The organism is Streptomyces sp. NPDC059788, assembly GCF_042732265.1.
In the GTDB taxonomy this organism is placed as follows: Bacteria; Actinomycetota; Actinomycetes; order Streptomycetales; family Streptomycetaceae; genus Streptomyces.
Genome location: NZ_JBHWHY010000001.1, coordinates 112699 through 128337 on the forward strand (window position 1 = coordinate 112699; position 15639 = coordinate 128337).

Below are 15639 nucleotides of genomic sequence, written 5' to 3' on the forward strand. Positions count from 1 at the left end.
GCGATGCCAACTTCTGTGCATCTTCGCCCGCCGGAATGCGAAGACTGCCAATCCTCGGACGGGAACGGCGACGGCCGGGAAGGGGCACGAGCGCGCCCTCCCGGCCGTCACCGGGTCAGGCCGAGGGAAGCTCCGCCCGTACGGTCCGCGCGGCGGTGACCAGGTTCTCCAGCGAAGCGCGGGTCTCGGGCCAGCCGCGGGTCTTCAGACCGCAGTCCGGGTTGACCCACAGGCGCTCGGCCGGGATGGCGCCGAGGCCCTTGCGCAGCAGGCCCGCCGCCTCCTCGGCGCTCGGCACGCGGGGGGAGTGGATGTCGTACACGCCGGGGCCCGCCTCCCGCGGGTAGCCGTGCCCGGCCAGTTCGCGCGCCACCTGCATGTGCGAGCGGGCGGCCTCCAGGCTGATGACGTCGGCGTCGAGGTCGTCGATGGCCTGGACGATGTCACCGAACTCGGCGTAGCACATGTGCGTGTGGATCTGGGTACGGTCCCGCACCCCGCCGGTGGTGAGGCGGAACGCCTCGGTGGCCCAGGCGAGATAGGCGGCGCGGCCGGCGGCGCGCAGCGGCAGCGTCTCGCGCAGGGCCGGCTCGTCCACCTGGATGACCGAGGTGCCGGCCGCCTCCAGGTCCCCGACCTCGTCGCGCAGGGCCAGCGCCACCTGGCGGGCGGTGTCGCCGAGCGGCTGGTCGTCGCGGACGAACGACCAGGCGAGCATGGTGACCGGGCCCGTCAGCATGCCCTTGACGGGCCGGTCGGTGAGCGACTGCGCGTACTGCGTCCAGCGCACCGTCATCGGCTCGGGCCGCGAGATGTCACCGGCGAGGACCGGCGGCCGGACGTAGCGCGTGCCGTACGACTGGACCCAGCCGTGCTGCGTGGCGAGGTAGCCGGTCAGCTGCTCGGCGAAGTACTGCACCATGTCGTTGCGTTCGGGCTCGCCGTGCACGAGGACGTCGATGCCCGCCTTCTCCTGGAAGGCGAGGACGTCGCGGATCTCGGTCCTGATGCGCTCCTCGTACCCCGCCGCGTCGATGCGGCCCGCGCGCAGATCGGCGCGGGCGGTGCGCAGCTCGGCGGTCTGCGGGAACGAGCCGATGGTGGTGGTCGGCAGCAGGGGCAGGCCGAGGTGGGCCCGCTGGGCGGCGGCCCGCTCCCCGTACGGGGCCGAACGGCGGCCGTCGGCGTCGGTGACGGCGGCGGCGCGGTCGCGTACGGCGGGGTCGTGGGTGATCGCGGAACCGGCGCGGGACGCCAGGTCGGCGCGGTTGGCGGCCAGTTCGGCGGCGATCGTGTCGGTGCCCTGCGCGAGTCCGCGGGCGAGCGTGGCGATCTCGGCGGTCTTCTGCCGGGCGAACGCGAGCCAGCGCAGGACCTGCGGGTCGATGTCCCGCTCGGCGGTGGCGTCGAGCGGAACGTGCAGCAGGGAGCAGGAGGCGGCCACGTCGACCCGGTCGGCCAGGCCCAGCAGCGTCCCGAGCGTGCCCAGCGACTTCTCGAAGTCGTTGATCCAGATGTTGCGGCCGTTGACGACACCGGCGACCAGGCGCTTGCCGGGCAGCCCGCCCACGGCGGCGAGCGCGTCCAGATGCCCCGCGGCGGCCTCGGTGAAGTCCAGCGCCAGACCCTCGACGGGGGCCTTGGCCAGCACCGGAAGAGCCTCGCCGAGCTGGTCGAAGTACGAGGCGACCAGCAGCTTCGGCCGGTCGGTGAGAGCGCCGAGGTCGCGGTAGGCGCGCTCGGCGGCGTTGAGTTCGGCCGGGGTGCGGTCCTGCACCAGGGCGGGCTCGTCCAGCTGCGCCCAGGTGGCGCCCGCCGCGCGCAGGTCGGCCAGGACCTCCGCGTAGACGGGCAGGAGCCGGTCGAGCAGGGTCAGCGGGTCGAAGTCGGCGGCGACGCCGGGGGCGGGCTTGGCGAGCAGGAGGTAGGTGACCGGGCCGACCAGGACCGGGCGCGGGGTGTGACCGAGGGCGAGCGCTTCTTGCAGCTCGCCGACCTGCTTGCCGGAGTCCGCGGCGAAGACCGTGTCCGGGCCCAGCTCCGGCACCAGGTAGTGGTAGTTGGTGTCGAACCACTTGGTCATCTCCAGCGGCGCCACGTCCTGCGTGCCGCGCGCCATCGCGAAGTAGCCGTCCAGGGGGTCGGCCGCGACGGCGGCGCGGTGCCGTTCCGGGACGGCGCCGACCATGACGCTGGTGTCCAGCACGTGGTCGTAGTACGAGAAGTCGCCGGTCGGCACCTCGTGGAGGCCGGCGTCGGCCAGTTGCCGCCAGTTCGAACGGCGCAGGTCCCGGGCGGTCTCCAGCAGGGCGTCCGCGGTGACGCGGCCCTTCCAGTAGCCCTCGACGGCCTTCTTCAGTTCCCGGTGCTGTCCCTGGCGGGGGTAGCCGTACACGGTGGCCCGTGCTGCCGCGGCTGCGGGCTTCGCTGTCACGGAACTCTCCTTCGCGAGCGTGATCTTCTCCGAGCCCCGGTGACGGGACGAGAACGCGAAGGTGTGACGCATCGGGCGGACCGAAGGGCGCCTGAGGACGCCCATGCCCGCCTGCTGTGACACGCCGACCCGCCCTCGAAGGTCACCGGAGGTGTCCGCGTACGCGTGGGCGTACCCGGGCAACGGGCAGGTCTTCGGACTCGCGGGCGCGCCTGCCGGGTGCTCCCGGCGGGCCCCTACTGGCCGTCGCTTCCCGGATCCGCGGCCCGGATCCAGTGCGTATGACGGCGGTCGTTCCCGCTCACCGCTGCGGGGCAGTCCCGGATTCCCACCGGGTTCCCTCTTACGACGCGTCTGCCTGGCGGGCAGGGCGAACCAGCTGCACCGCCCAGAGTAGATCGATCACGCCCCGCGCGGACACCCTTGTTCACATGGCGGTACGTGAAATGGGACACGGGTGCGGCCCCGGGCCGCGCGACCTGCGCGGGAACGGCCCGCGGGATGCCGGAGGTGTGTCCGGATCGGCGCTCACCGGGCGTGCCGGGGCGCTGAACAATGGAAGCCCTCCGGCCACCCCGGAGAACGCGTACGTGAGGACGTGCCGGAGCGGCCCATGTACGTCTGGCCGCCGACGAGGAACCGCAGTGGCGCGCGCAGCCGCGTGACCCGGCAGTCCTGACGCGTGGTCACCCCGGAGCGAGGAGGACGCGACGTGAAGATCGTGGTCATCGGAGGCACCGGCCTCATCGGCGGCAAGGTGGTCGCCAAGCTCGCCGGCCGTGGGCACGAGGCGGTGGCCGCCGCGCCCGGCACGGGCGTCGACACCCTCACCGGCGAGGGCCTGGACGCCGCGCTGGCCGGAGCCCGGGTGGTCGTGGACGTGTCCAACTCGCCGTCCTTCGAGGAGTCGGCTGTGCTGGAGTTCTTCACCACCTCCACCCGCAACCTGCTGGCCGCCGAAGCGGCGGCGGGCGTGTCGCACCACCTGGCGCTGTCGATCGTCGGCATCGACGGCCTGCCCGGCAACGGGTACTTCAGGGCGAAGGCGGCCCAGGAGCGGCTGATCACCCAAGGGGCGGTCCCCTACTCGATCGTCCGGGCGACGCAGTTCTACGAGTTCGTCAGGGGCATCGCCGATGCCGCCACCGAGGGCGACCTCGTGCGTGTGCCGCCGGTGCTCTTCCAGCCCATGGCGGCCGAGGACGTCGCCGAAGCGGTGGCAGGGGCCGCCGGGGCCGCCCCGCTGAAGGGCGTGGTCGAGGTGGCCGGGCCCGAGCGGTTCCGCTTCGACGAGCTGGTCGCCCGAGCGCTGCGCGCGTGGCACGACCCGCGCGAGGTCGTGCCCGATCCGCACGCCCGCTACTTCGGCTCCGAGCTGGCGGAGCGCAGCCTCGTCCCCGACGAGGGCCGTGCCCGGACGGCCGCGATCCGCTTCGACGACTGGCTGCGCGCTTCCCCGTGAGTACGGCAGCGGCCCCCGGATCGTGATCGAACCTGTGGGAGGTGAATTCCCGCGTCCACACGGGCATTACCGCCCGGGGCCCCGGCGCGGCGGACGGACCCGAAAAGTGAGGTCGTCATGTCTTCCGTTGTGATGCCCAGGGGTAGTCTTGCCGGTACTTGCCGTGCGGCAAGGTCACGAGGTGTCGGCGTGAGGCACAGGTGTGCGCGCCTTCCGAAGCAGGAGCCACAGCGCCGTCGTGCCTTGCGCAGGGGGTCCGGTAAGTGGAACGAGGTTGGGTCATGGCTGCTGAGACGGCGGGCGGGAGCGCGCGTCCGGCGGTGCGGACGAAGTCGGCGCGTACGGGAGAAAGGGTCGGGGAACCGGAGCTGCGACAGCTGCTCGCGGGGCTCACGGCCGTACGCGACGGAAACTTCGGTACGCGCCTGCCGGACGGGGCCGACGGGCTGCTCGGTGAGATCGCGACCGTCTTCAACGGCATGGTCGACCAACTGTCCCAGTTCACCTCGGAAGTGACCCGGGTGGCCCGCGAGGTCGGCAGCGAGGGCCGGCTCGGCGGCCAGGCCGAGGTCCCGGGCGTCTCCGGCACCTGGGCGGACCTGACCGACTCGGTCAACGTGATGGCCGGCAACCTCACCACCCAGGTGCGCGACATCGCGCAGGTGGCCACCGCGGTGGCCCGGGGTGATCTGTCGCAGAAGATCGATGTCGATGCGCAGGGCGAGATCCTGGAGCTGAAGAACACCGTCAACACGATGGTGGACCAGCTGTCGGCGTTCGCGGACGAGGTCACGAGGGTGGCCCGGGAGGCCGGCAGCGAGGGCCGGCTCGGCGGGCAGGCCGAGGTGCCCGGCGTGGGCGGTACGTGGCGGGATCTGACCGACTCGGTCAACTTCATGGCCGGGAATCTGACGTCGCAGGTGCGCAACATCGCGCAGGTCACCACCGCGGTCGCCCGGGGCGATCTGTCGCAGAAGATCACCGTGGACGCCCGGGGCGAGATCCTGGAGCTGAAGACGACCATCAACACGATGGTGGACCAGCTCTCGGCGTTCGCCGACGAGGTCACCCGCGTCGCGCGCGAGGTCGGTACCGAGGGCCGGCTCGGCGGGCAGGCGCAGGTGCCCGGCGTGGGCGGTACGTGGCGTGACCTGACGGACTCGGTCAACTTCATGGCCGGGAACCTCACGTCGCAGGTGCGCTCGATCGCGGCGGTCGCGACCTCCGTGGCCCAGGGCGATCTGTCGCAGAAGATCACCGTGGACGCCCGGGGCGAGATCCTGGAGCTGAAGAGCACCATCAACACGATGGTGGACCAGCTCTCGGCGTTCGCCGACGAGGTCACGCGGGTGGCCCGCGAGGTCGGCACCGAGGGCAACCTCGGTGGCCAGGCCACCGTGCGGGGCGTCTCGGGCACCTGGAAGGACCTGACCGACAACGTCAACGTGATGGCCTCCAACCTGACCGGCCAGGTGCGCTCCATCGCCCAGGTGGCCGCCGCGGTCGCCAAGGGCGACCTGTCACAGAAGATCATGGTCGAGGCGAAGGGCGAGGTCGCCGCGCTCGCCGGCGTGATCAACACGATGGTCGACACGCTGTCCGCGTTCGCCGACGAGGTGACGCGGGTGGCGCGCGAGGTCGGCACGGAAGGGATGCTGGGCGGCCAGGCCCGCGTACCGAATGTGGCCGGCACGTGGAAGGACCTGACAGACAACGTCAACTCGATGGCCAACAACCTGACCGGCCAGGTACGCAACATCGCGCAGGTCACCACCGCGGTCGCCAACGGCGACCTGTCGAAGAAGATCGACGTCGATGCCCGGGGCGAGATCCTGGAGCTGAAGACCACCATCAACACGATGGTCGACCAGCTCTCCTCCTTCGCCTCCGAGGTGACCCGGGTGGCCCGCGAGGTCGGCAGCGAGGGCCGGCTCGGCGGACAGGCCGAGGTCGAGGGCGTGTCGGGCACCTGGAAGCGCCTGACCGAGAACGTCAACGAGCTGGCCGGCAACCTCACCCGCCAGGTGCGGGCCATCGCCGGGGTGACCAGCGCGGTCGCCGAGGGGGACCTCACCCGCTCCATCACGGTGGACGCCTCCGGCGAGGTCGCGGAGCTCAAGGACAACATCAACTCCATGGTGCGGTCCCTGCGGGAGACCACCCGCGCCAACCAGGAACAGGACTGGCTCAAGAGCAACCTGGCGCGCATCTCCGGCCTGATGCAGGGCCACCGGGACCTCGCCGTCGTCGCCGAGCTGGTCATGGACGAACTGACGCCGCTCGTCTCGGCGCAGTACGGCGCCTTCTACCTGGCGGAGGAGACCGACTACGGCACCGTGCTCAGGCTCGTCGGCGCGTACGGCCGCCCCGCCGACAGCACCGGGCACGACCGCTTCGAGCTCGGCGAGTCGCTCGTCGGCCAGGCCGCCCGCAGCCGCCGTACGATCGTCGCCGACGGAGTGCCGGGCGCGTACATCAGCATCTCCTGCGGTCTGGGCCGGACGGCGCCCGGCAGCCTGATCGTGCTGCCGATCACCGTGGAGGACCAGGTCCTCGGCGTCATCGAGCTGGCCTCCTTCACCTCCTTCACCCCCGTGCACCAGGACTTCCTCGAACAGCTCATGGAGATGGTGGGCGTCAACGTCAACACCATCGTCGCCAACGCGCGCACCGACGAGCTGCTGGACGAGTCGCAGCGGCTCGCCGGGGAACTGCAGTCCCGCTCCGGCGAGCTGACGCGGCAGCAGGAGGAACTCCAGCGCTCCAACGAGGAACTGGAGGAGAAGGCCGCGCTGCTCGCCTCCCAGAACCGCGACATCGAAACCAAGAACCTGGAGATCGAGCAGGGGCGGCAGGCGCTGGAGGACCGGGCGCGGCAGCTGTCGCTGGCGTCGAAGTACAAGTCGGAGTTCCTGGCCAACATGAGCCACGAGCTGCGCACCCCGCTCAACAGCCTGCTCATCCTCGCGCAGTTGCTCGCGCAGAACCCGACGCGCAACCTCACACCCAAGCAGGTCGAGTACGCGGGCATCATCCACTCCGCAGGCTCCGACCTGCTCCAGCTCATCAACGACATCCTCGACCTGTCGAAGGTCGAGGCGGGCAAGATGGACATCAACCCGGAACGGGTCGCGCTGCGGCCGCTCCTGGACTACGTGGAGGCGACGTTCCGGCCGCTGACCACACAGAAGAGCCTCGACTTCACGATCAGCGCCGCGCCCGGCGTCCCGGTGGACCTGCTGACCGACGACGCGCGGCTGCGCCAGGTCCTGCGCAACCTCATCTCCAACGCGGTCAAGTTCACCGAACGCGGCAGTGTCGAGCTGCGGATCGAGCCCGCCGCCGACAGCGAGCTGCCCGACACCGTCCGCCGCGGCGGCGCCGTCGTCGCCTTCCGCGTCAAGGACACCGGCATCGGCATCGCCGAACAGCAGCTGGCGGTGATCTTCGGGGCGTTCCAGCAGGCGGACGGCACGACCAGCCGCAAGTACGGAGGCACCGGCCTGGGCCTGTCCATCAGCCGCGAGATCGCCCACCTCCTGGGCGGCGCCGTGACGGCCGAGAGCACGCCGGGGCAGGGCAGCGCCTTCACCCTCTACCTGCCGGTCGCGCGGACCGACTTCCAGGAGCAGACCGGCCGCGTACCGGCCGTCGGTGCCCTGCCGGCCGGCGGGACGGGGAAGGAGCGCGAGAGCCGCCCCCGCATCCCCGCGGCCGCCCCCGCACCATCCCGCCGCCTGCTGGTGATCGAGGAGCGTCCCCGCGGACTGCTCTCCCACGTGGCCGAGAGCGCGGTCGCCGAACTCGCCGGCGGCCAGGACCTCGGCGACCGTCAGGAGAACATCGAGGTCATCTCCGCGGTCGGCGCGCAGGAAGCGGCCGGGGCGCTGGCCGCCGGACCGTTCCACTGCGTGGTCCTCGACCTGGACATGGCCGACGGCGAAGCCCTGCGCTTCCTGGAGGCCATGGACGGCGACGCCGCCGTACGGACCGTGGCCGTCCTCGCCCACAACAGCCGGCGCCTGGAAGCGGAACAGGAACGGTCCCTCCAGGCGCGCGCCGGCACCCAGCCGCTGGAACTCCTCTCCAGCCTGGACGAGCTGCGCGAACGCATCGCCTTGCACCTGTCCGCCGAACAGCCCGGCGACGTACTGCCATTGGTGCGCCCGGAGGAGTCCCTCCAGCAGGCGCCACCGCCCGTCGACAACAGCCTCAGCGGGCGCACCGTCCTGGTCGTGGACGACGACGCCCGCAACCTGTACGCCCTCAGCGGCATCCTGGAACTGCACGGACTTCAGGTCCGGCACGCGGAGAACGGACGCAAGGGCATCGAAACGCTCACCGCGCACCCGGACATCGATCTGATCCTGATGGACGTGATGATGCCGGAGATGGACGGCTACGCCGCGACCGTGGAGATCCGGAACATGCCGGCCCACGCCCATCTGCCGATCATCGCCGTCACGGCCAAGGCCATGCCCGGGGACCGCGAGAAGAGCCTCGCCTCGGGAGCCAGCGACTACGTCACCAAGCCGGTGGACGCCGACGACCTGATCGGCTGCGTCCGCCGCTGGCTGACATCCTAGGAACCACCCGCCCGGCCGGGCCCCGCACCGCCCCGCTCACGAGACGCACCCACCGCATCGAGGAATCGGCAGCATCATGAGCATCTCCGAGCACGTCGGCACCCCCTCCGGGGACGATGTGACGCCGACGCCCGAGACCGGGCGGGGCCAGGTCCCAGCCGCACCCGGCGGCCCCCCGCCCCAGCAGGCCGGTACGGGCCACGCCCCCGTACCGGCGGGCACCCGGCCGGAGCAGACGTCCGCCGTCGGACGCCTGGCCGCCACGGTCGAACGCCTGCGCAGCGAAGTCCGGGCCGCGCACGCGGCGGCCGACGGCCGGGCCCTGATCGAACTCGCCAAGGGCATCATGATCGAGCGGCTGCACTGCGGACCGGCCCAGGCGACCCGGCAGCTCGCCGAACTCGCCGAGAAGGCCGCGGTCTCCCAGCTGGAACTGGCCGTGGACATCATCAACCAGGCGGCCCGCGACCGCGTGACCGATATCGCCGGTGATCCTGCGGCGGACCCGTGCCGGGCGCGCCGAGCCCGATCCGGCCGTCGGCGTGCGCCTGCGCACGGCCGAGAGCGCCGCCCTGGCCGCCGGGGACGCACAAGCCGTCGCCGACTCGCTGCTGCAACACGCCCTGACCCCGCTGGGAGCGACGGCCGTCGCCATCTGGTCCGCGGGACCGGACACCTCCCTCACCCTGTCCGGCCACGCGGGATTCTCCGCCGACGAGGCGACGCGCTGGCGGTACGTGCCCCCGGGCGTGGTCACCGTCGCCCGGCAGGCGCTGACCGAACGCGACACCGTGTGGTTCGCCTCCCTGTCCGAGACGGGCATCCCCTCGATCGGCCGCGCACACGCCCCGCACGGCGGCCGCGTGGCGCTTCCCACCGGCACCGGCGGCCGCGTCCACGGAGTCCTGGAGATCTGCTGGCACCAGCCGCTCAGCCCGCAGCCGCCCGTCATCGTCCGCCAGATCGAGGCCCTGGCGGAGCTGTGCGCCCACACCCTTGAGAGCGCCCCCGAGCCGCGGGAGCCCGGCCCGTCCGCCGCACGCCGGGTCCCCGCCGTGGCCGAGCTGGTGGACCTGGCGGACGGACTCTACGATCCGGCGCTCGTCCTCACCCCCCACCTCGCTGCCGACGGCCACCTCACCGACTTCCGCATCCACCACGTCAACGGGCGCTTCATGGACCCCGCGGGCCGCCCCCGCAGCTCCGTCGACGGCGCGCTGCTGCTGGAGGCGTACCCGATGGCCGCCGACGAGAGCCAGCTCTTCGACAAGGTCCAGCGCGTCTACGCCACCGGAGAGCCCTTCCGCGCCGAGCGGATGACCCTGACCGCCCTGGTGGACCAGGTGCCGCTGGCCGCCGTCGCCGACATCAGCGTCAGCCGCCACGGGGACAGCGTGCTGCTCATCTGGCGCATCGAGGACGAGACCGCCCGGCTCGCCAGCCTCCTGCAGCACGCCCAGCGCCTCGGCCGCATCGGCGGCTTCGAGGAAAACCTCCTGACCGGCGAGATCACCTGGAACGGCCAGCTCTTCGCGCTGTACGGACGGCCCGCCACCGACATCCCCGTGTCCCTGCACGACCTGGCCGCCCACGCGCACCCGGACGACGGCATCGCCATCGGCCGCTTCCTGCGCGCCGTCCTGCACCACCACCGCTCCGCCTCGGCCGCCTTCCGCCTGCGCCGCCCGGACGGCGTCACCCGGCACATCCGGGTGATCGCGGAGCCGGTACACGACGCCGACGGCCGGCTCCTCGCCGTACGGGGCGCCTACCAGGACATCTCCTCCCAGCACTGGACCGAGGTGGCGCTCGCCGCCACCCGCGACCAACTCGCGCACACCGAGCAGGAATCCGCCGAGCGCAACCGGCTCGCGCTGCAACTCCAGCAGGCCATCATGCCGCCGACCCGCGGCCCCATCGACGCCCCCGGCCTGCAGATCGCCGTACGCTACCGGCCCGCCGAGACCGAGTCCCTGGTGGGCGGCGACTGGTACGACGCCGTGGTCCTGCCCTCCCGGCGCGTCCTGCTCTGCGTCGGCGACATAGCCGGCCACGGCATAGAGGCCGCCACCGGCATGGTGGTCCTGCGCAACGCCCTGCGCGGCCTCGCCATCACCGGAGCCGGCCCCGGCCAGCTCCTCTCCTGGCTCAACATCGTGGCCCACCACCTCACCGACCAGGTCACCGCCACGGCCGTGTGCGGTCTCTACGACCCCGCGACCCGCACCCTGCGCTGGGCCAGGGCCGGCCATCTGCCACCGGTACTGGTCCGCGGCCGCGAAGCGACCAGACTGCCCCTGATCGGCGGTCTGCTCCTGGGAGCCGCCGGGGAAGCGGCGTACGCGGAGGCCGAACTCCAGCTGGCCGCCGACGACACCCTCCTGATGTACACCGACGGCCTGGTCGAACGGCGGGACACCGCCATCCACGACTCCCTGGCCCAGCTCCTCGCCACCGCGCGAACCCCCGCCCCCACTCTGGAACACCGCCTCGACCACCTGCTGACCCACAGCAAATCCGACACCGACGACGACACGTGTCTTGTCGGAATTCAGGTGGTGTGAGGAGCTGTCCGACGTGTCGACGAGGCAGCGCATTCGATGACTGCCGTGGCCCTGACCACAGCCTGGGCCGAGAAGTTACTTTCGCGGGAACCCGGGGTATAGGGGGCGGCGCTTCGGATATTTTTCGGGGCGGCGAGATTGTGCTTGTCGGTGCGTGGGAATGATGGTGAATTTAAGCGGCGCCGAGGGGCGCGCAGGACTTGATGAAGTGGTCAACTCTCCATTGACAGTTGCTCCATGTGGGTGGTTGAGTCGGGGCGCCACGGGGATCTTGTCCACAGTTTGCCGAATTGCGGGAAAGGGGCGCGCTGTCCATCGAGTCCTGTCGGCCGAGTCCATATCTCCCGCCCATTTGTGTCCGCCGCTTCGGCCGTGGTTCTGATTCAGGGATTTCCCCATTCTTTTCCCGGTGCCGTTGCGGCGTTCGCGCGGTCGTGCCCGGTGAATTCCGGCGACGTGGCGACGGCGGTGCCGGCTCCGGCCATCGGCAGGAGATTCCAGGCAGCTTGCCGGTCCCGATGTCCAGGAACAGGAGCAAGGTGTGCTTGACGCCCGCAGCGGGGCCCGGAGGGAATTCGACAAGCCGGGTACCGACTCGGCGGATCTGGTGGTGGACGGCGGGCGCGACCGGGAGGCCGTGGCCGCCGGCGCGCTGAGCGTCGAGGTGCCGGGGGACAAGTCGGTCAGTCACCGGGCGCTGCTGGCGGCACTGCTTCCCGGTGCGCCCGACGTGCTGACGATACGCAACGCCAACCTGGGCGGCGCCGTACGGGCGTTGCTGCCCGCGATGCGGGCGCTGGGGGTGGAGGTCGCGGCCGACGGCGGCACGCTGACCGCGCGGCGTGGCGCGTTACCGGTGCCGCAGCGGGTGCGGGAGCATCCGGCCGTCACCGGGTGGCCCGAGGGCGTGCCGTACGTGGAGACCGGGGGTTCGAGCGCCGCGGCCCGGCTGCTGATCGGTGTGCTCGCGGGCAGCGGCACCGCGGCCGTGGTGGACGGGGACGAGGTGCTGCGGCACCGCCCGATGGACTGGCTGGTCGAGCCGCTGGCCGAACTGGGCGCCGACATCGTCTGCCTCGGGGACGACGGCTGTCTTCCGGTGTGGGTGAAGAGCCCGGTGTGCCGGCCCGGGAAGACGGTGGAGCTGCGCGTGGGAAGCGCGCAGGCGCGGTCCGGCGTGCTGCTGGCCGCCGCGGCGGCGGGCCTGCCGGTGACCGTACGGCACCCGGTGCGCTCGCGGGACCACACCGAGCGGATGCTCGCCGCGTTCGGCGGCGAGCTGGAGGAGGGGGACGGCGAACTCGTCTGGGGCGGCGGGGCGTTCGAGGTGCCGGAGGCCGTCGACGTGCCGGCCGATCCGTCGCTGGCGGCGTATCCCGTGGCGGCCCACCTGCTGTGGGGGGACGGCGGCACGCTGCGGGTGCCGGGCGTCTGCCTGAATCCGACCCGGACCGGATTCTTCGAGGTGCTGCGGTGGGGCGGGGCCGACATCTCCTACGAGTACGAGGGCGCGTACGAGAACGCGTACGAAGACGGAGGCGCCGAGGGGGGACGTGCGCGCGGCGGTGAGCCGGTGGGGACCGTGGTGGTCCGGGGCGGACTGGACGAGGTCCGGTCCGTACGGGTCGACGAGCCCTGGCTGCTGCACGCGCTGATCGACGAGGTACCGCTGCTGGCCGTGGTCGCGGCCCGGCTGCCGGGGACGTCGTGGATCGGCTGCGCGCAGGAGCTGCGCTTCAAGGAGACGGACCGGCTGACGACCACGGCACGGATGGCCGCGGCGTTCGGCGCCCGGGTCGAGGTGGCGGCGGACGGGCTGACGGTGCGCGGCGGCGCGCCGCTGCGGGCCGGCGCGGTGCCGGGCTTCGAGGACCACCGGATCGCCATGGCCGCCGCGACGCTCGCGGGCTGCCTGCCCGGGCGCACCACGGTGCGCGGCGGCGCCTGCCACCGCACGTCATTTCCCGACTTCGCCGATGTGCAACGGGCCGTCGGCGCCCGGATCGCAAAGGACCCCGTGTGATGTTGAGTGAGGCGAGTACCGAGGCGCGGTCCACGGGCAGCACCCTGGGACCGGAGTTCAGCGGCGGCAGCGGTCCCTGGCTGTACGCCGAGGACGGCACGGCCTGGTTCGACGGGACCGCGGGAAGCGGCGCGGCGACCCTGGGGCACCAGCACCCGGACGTCACCGCCGCCGCCGTGGCCCAGGCGGGCCGTCTGACACACACCGGCTGCAAGCTGGGTTCGGACGCCCGCAGGCGGATGATCGAGCGGATCGGTGCGCTGTCCCCGTACGCGGAGCCCGCGGTGCTGCCCACCGCGACCGGTGCGGAGGCGGTGGAATCGGCGTTGAAGATCGCCCGCGCGGCCACCGGGCACCGGGCCGTGGTCGGCTTCCGCTACGGCTTCCACGGCAAGACGGCCGGGGCGCTGGGGCTCACCTGGCGGGCGGAGTTCAAGGCGTACAGCGCGTTCGAGGACGGCGACGGCCGGGCGCCGGTCGTCATCGCGGAGTTACCCGACCCCCGGGAGCCGGGGCCCGGCGACGCGGCCGGGTTCGCGGCCGGGCTGTCCGCGGCGCTGGACGCCGCCGACCGGCGCGGCGGCACCGCGGCGGTGATCCTGGAACCGGTGCAGGTGACCGAAGGGGTGCTGGACGTGCCGCCGCAGCTGCTGGACGAGATCGCCCGGCAGGCGCACTCCCGGGGCGCGCTGCTGATCCTGGACGAGATCTACACCGGACTGGGCCGGGCGGGGCGGCTGTTCACCGCCGAGCTGATGACCGGGAAGCCGGACCTGACGCTGCTCGGCAAGACGCTGGGCAACGGCTTCCCGGTCGGCGCCGTGGTGGGGGAGCGCGCGGTGGTCGACGCGCTGCCGCCGAGCGTGCAGACCTCGACCTTCTCCGGGCACCCGGTCTCCTGCGCCGCTGCCGCCGCCGTCCTGGACGTCGTCGTACGGGAGGATCTGGCGGGCCGGGCACGGGAGCTGGGGGAGCGGCTGCGCGCCGACCTGGAGGCGCTGGCCGCCCGGCACCCCTGGGTGCGGGCGGTGCGGACGACCGGCGCGCTGGCGGCCTTCGACTGCGTACGGGACGGGCGGCCGGACCCGGAACTGGCGCGGGCCGTCACGGGCGGCGCGCTGCGCGGCCGGCTGCTGCTGTTCGGCGGCGGCCCGGAGGGCGCCACCGTCAAGATCGTGCCCCCGGCGCTGCTGGACGACGACGGCTACCGGTTCCTGATCGAGGCGCTCGGGGCGGCGGTGGCCGCGGCCGCACCGGAAGGAGAAGCGGCCGGGGCTGTGCCGGACCCCGCCCGAACCGGCGCCCCCGCCGGGAACGGCGGCCTCATATGACCTTCCAGCAGCTCGAAAAGGACGTCCTTGCGCCTCAGCTGTGCACCGTTTGCGGGGCCTGCGAACTGGCCTGCCCCGCCGGGGTGATCGGCTTCGACGAGCTGGACCCGGTGCTCACCGTGGCCTCCTGGACCGCCGCCGACTGCGGGGAGTGCACCGACTGCCTGGACGTCTGCCCGGGGGCCGACCCCGGCACCCCGGCCGCCGAGCAGCGCCTGTTCGGCCGCACCCGCACCCCGGAGGAGCGCTGGACCGGCGTCTTCGAGGAGGTGGTCGCCGGGCAGTCGCTGGACCCCGTGGTGTACGAGGCGTCCGCCAGCGGCGGCAGCCTCACCGCGGTGTTGCAGACGGCCATGCGGGTGCTGGGCGTGACGGCGGTGCTCTCCATGGGGCGGGACGCCGACGAGCCCTGGCGGGCGGCGCCCGCGCTGTTGCGCGACCCCGGCGACCTGGTGGAGACCTCGCAGTCCACCTACCAGCTCGCGCCCTACCTGGGCGCGCTGCGCCGGATGCTGAAGGAGGAGCCGGAGGCCAGGGTCGCCATGTCCGGAGTGGCCTGCCACATCCAGGCGATGCGCAAGCTCCAGGCGATGGACACCGAGGCCGGGCGGTGGGCACGCGACAAGGTCGTCCTGCTCGTCGAGCCCGCCTGCTCCTCCAGCACGCGCCCCGAGGGCACCGCCGCGGTGATACGGGAACGCGCCCACGTACCGCTGGAGTCGGTGGTGCGGCTGCGGTACCGCGAGGGCGAGTACCCCGGGAACATCGGCATCCGCACCCAGGACGGCACGGATCACCAGGTGGAGTTCTGGCAGGCGGTCAGGGACTTCGCCGGGAACAAGACGCACCGCTGCCTGTCCTGCGGGGACTGGATGTCGGGACTGGCCGACGTGAGTGTCAGCGACGGCGACCCGAACATCTTCGCCGCGAGCGTGAGCGGCGAGGGACAGGCCAAGCACGGCCGGGTGTTCATCCGCACCGGGGCGGGCGTCGAGGTGGTGGCCGCCGGGCTGGAGCACGGGCTGCTCACCCACGAACCCGTCGACCTGGCGGGCCTCAACCTCGGTCTGGAGCGCAAGCGCAACCGGCGCGCCACCTACGAACGTTCGGGGCACCCGGTGCCGCTGGGCCCGATACCCGGACACCGCGAGGAACTGGAGATCGTGCCGGACGAGCGGTGGATCGCGGCACCCGAGCCCAAGGGGAGCCATGCGGCCAGGGGACGATGAGGGAGCGGGG

At 72.5% G+C, this 15639-nt stretch carries 6 protein-coding genes, 1 pseudogene and 1 riboswitch; of the genes and pseudogenes, 6 read left to right on the plus strand and 1 reads right to left on the minus strand.

Annotated features, from left to right (window positions below; all coding sequences use genetic code 11):
* Positions 1-115: 115 nt before the first annotated feature.
* Positions 116-2434, minus strand: coding sequence for a 5-methyltetrahydropteroyltriglutamate--homocysteine S-methyltransferase (gene metE / locus ACFV57_RS00785; RefSeq protein ID WP_385224213.1), 2319 nt, complete (start codon positions 2432-2434; stop codon positions 116-118).
* Between the two features lie 167 nt (positions 2435-2601).
* Positions 2602-2829, minus strand: a riboswitch (cobalamin riboswitch).
* 317 nt (positions 2830-3146) lie between these two features.
* Here metE and ACFV57_RS00790 point away from each other — a divergent pair.
* The 6 genes and pseudogenes from ACFV57_RS00790 (at position 3147) to ACFV57_RS00815 (ending at position 15629) form a co-directional block, all read left to right on the plus strand.
* A complete protein-coding gene (locus ACFV57_RS00790) occupies positions 3147-3896 on the plus strand; it encodes an SDR family oxidoreductase (protein ID WP_385224214.1) in 750 nt (249 codons plus the stop codon).
* A gap of 281 nt (positions 3897-4177) precedes the next feature.
* Positions 4178-8482 (plus strand): HAMP domain-containing protein, encoded by a 4305-nt coding sequence (locus ACFV57_RS00795; RefSeq protein WP_385224216.1) that lies wholly within the window; start codon positions 4178-4180, stop codon positions 8480-8482.
* Between the two features lie 76 nt (positions 8483-8558).
* Positions 8559-11046 (plus strand): annotated as a pseudogene (locus tag ACFV57_RS00800) (SpoIIE family protein phosphatase).
* A 541-nt stretch (positions 11047-11587) separates the two neighbouring features.
* On the plus strand, positions 11588-13069 hold the full coding sequence (locus tag ACFV57_RS00805) for a 3-phosphoshikimate 1-carboxyvinyltransferase (protein ID WP_385224218.1): 1482 nt from the start codon (positions 11588-11590) through the stop codon (positions 13067-13069).
* Positions 13069-14400, plus strand: a complete 1332-nt coding sequence (locus tag ACFV57_RS00810; RefSeq protein ID WP_385224220.1) for an aminotransferase class III-fold pyridoxal phosphate-dependent enzyme — start codon at positions 13069-13071, stop codon at positions 14398-14400. Before ACFV57_RS00805 ends, ACFV57_RS00810 begins: the two co-directional genes overlap by 1 nt.
* Positions 14397-15629 carry a Coenzyme F420 hydrogenase/dehydrogenase, beta subunit C-terminal domain gene (locus tag ACFV57_RS00815; protein ID WP_385224222.1) on the plus strand — a complete coding sequence of 411 codons (1233 nt, stop codon included), beginning with the start codon at positions 14397-14399 and terminating at the stop codon, positions 15627-15629. The genes ACFV57_RS00810 and ACFV57_RS00815 overlap by 4 nt, the downstream gene beginning before the upstream one ends.
* Positions 15630-15639: the final 10 nt, after the last annotated feature.

Bases quoted from the DNA above. Each gene is read 5' to 3' on its own strand.
- ACFV57_RS00795 (WP_385224216.1), top strand. From the start codon at position 4,178: ATGGCTGCTGAGACGGCGGGCGGGAGCGCGCGTCCGGCGGTGCGGACG.
- ACFV57_RS00810 (WP_385224220.1), top strand. From the start codon at position 13,069: ATGTTGAGTGAGGCGAGTACCGAGGCGCGGTCCACGGGCAGCACCCTG.
- ACFV57_RS00815 (WP_385224222.1), top strand. From the start codon at position 14,397: ATGACCTTCCAGCAGCTCGAAAAGGACGTCCTTGCGCCTCAGCTGTGC.